Annotated in this window: 2 pseudogenes; both read left to right on the forward strand. The window is 44.7% G+C overall.

The window, feature by feature from the left end:
* Positions 1 to 192, forward strand: a pseudogene (locus BVJ53_RS15425) (NUMOD4 motif-containing HNH endonuclease); the annotation flags it as partial.
* Positions 193 to 206: 14 nt separating this feature from the next.
* Positions 207 to 674, forward strand: a pseudogene (locus tag BVJ53_RS14635) (replication protein); the annotation flags it as partial.

The following is a 674-nucleotide window of genomic DNA, read 5'->3' on the forward strand; positions in this document are numbered from 1 at the left end:
TATGAGCATAAGCTTAACAAGGCAGCAGTTCCTGTCGTATTGCGAGATCCGCCGACTGGTCAGATTCGATATTTTTACAGCCGATCGGAAGCGTGTCGTTTCCTTGGCAGATGCCCCGAATATATCGGTGACGCGCTTGAACGTGGTGACACTGAGGTAGACGGCTATGAGCTATTTACGATTCCATTCTGATTTGAGGTGATGACATGGCAGACGGAGGCTGGATCAAAGTATATCGGAAAATACGCCAGTCCTTCGTATGGACTGACGCGAATCAGTTGAAACTTTGGCTACTGATTTTGATGAAAGCAAATCATGCTCCTAGCAAGTTCTTATTCAACGGTCAAGAAGTATCCGTGACAAGCGGAGAAATGGTGACAGGAGCCCACGCACTGGCGTCTGAGATGAATGATGGTGTGCGACGTGACAATCAAGTGTCATGGCGTCAGGTGTGGAGATGGGTTAAGAAGTTTGAAAGTAGTGGAATGTTGACAATCAAATCAAACACCAAATATAGCATCATATCAATATCTAAGTGGTGTGACTATCAGGACAATGACAATCAAGTGTCAATCAAACGTCAATCAACTGTCAATCAAGTGTCAACAAACAAGAAGGAAGAGAAGGAGAAGAAGGAAAAGAAAGAAGATAGTCACCATTCCCGCAAGCGTGAA

It is taken from the genome of Lacticaseibacillus chiayiensis (assembly GCF_004123795.1).
Lineage (GTDB): Bacteria > Bacillota > Bacilli > Lactobacillales > Lactobacillaceae > Lacticaseibacillus > Lacticaseibacillus chiayiensis.